This window comes from Brevibacterium linens ATCC 9172 (assembly GCF_900169165.1).
Taxonomy (GTDB): Bacteria; Actinomycetota; Actinomycetes; order Actinomycetales; family Brevibacteriaceae; genus Brevibacterium; species Brevibacterium linens.
On record NZ_FXYY01000079.1, the window covers coordinates 1 to 1,015 of the forward strand.

General features: G+C 59.2%; 1 pseudogene. It reads left to right on the forward strand.

Annotated features, from left to right (window positions below):
* Nucleotides 1-455: 455 nt before the first annotated feature.
* Nucleotides 456-1,015 (forward strand): annotated as a pseudogene (locus tag BLIN9172_RS17855) (transposase family protein); the annotation flags it as partial.

A 1,015-nucleotide genomic window follows, 5' to 3' on the forward strand; every position in this document is an offset into this window, starting at 1 on the left:
CCCCGGGGAATCATCTATGTGGAAGAGACCGGTGAGAGACCGGGACACTACTTCCTGCCCTCGCACCGCGTTCGCACTCGAATCCGAGTGAGCCCCTTGCCATCAAGCGAATCGGTGGATCAAGGCTCAGTGGGTTAAGTACTGCAACTTTTAGGGGCTCTTCGCAGTTGAGGGTGTAGAACCGGTGCGCGTCGCTACACAGAAATAGGTCGAGGCCTTTCGAAGATGGAAGTTCCTACACAAACCATCCGAAAGACCTCGACGTGCACAACCTTACGTTCTCCACCCCTGACCTCACCACGTTCTGCCACCTCGACACACTCGGCCTGCACTGCACGGGCCAACACGGCTCTTCGCAGTTGAGGGTGTAGAACCGGTGCGCGTCGCTACACAGAAATAGGTCGAGGCCTTTCGAAGATGGAAGTTCCTACACAAACCATCCGAAAGACCTCGACGTGCACCACCTTACGTTCTCCACCCCTGACCTCACCACGTTCTGCCACCTCGACACACTCGGCCTGCACTGCACGGGCCAACACGTCACCGATTCAGAAACAGTTCTCCTGTGCACCCCAACCACTGACGATGAGTGGTGCCACCGATGCGGCGGACATGGCCGGCCCCGCGATACTGTGACCCGGAAATTGGCTCACGAACCCTTCGGGCACCGTCCCACCACCCTGCTCATCCGACTCCGTCGCTACAAGTGCGAACTCTGTGGGCGCGTGTGGCGCCATGACACCGACCAAGCAGCCCCAGCCAGGGCCAAGATCTCGCGCACCGGACTCGCATGGGCTTTGAAAGCACTCGTTGTCGATCACGCCACGATCTCCGTCATCGCGGCCAAGCTCGCTGTATCCTGGCACACCGCTAATGAGGCGATCCTGGCCGAAGGACATCGGGCTCTCATCGACGATCCTTCCCGGTTCGATAACGTGAGCGTCATCGGCGTCGACGAACATGTCTGGCGGCACACCAGACGGGGTGACAAGTACGTGACCGTGATCATCGATCT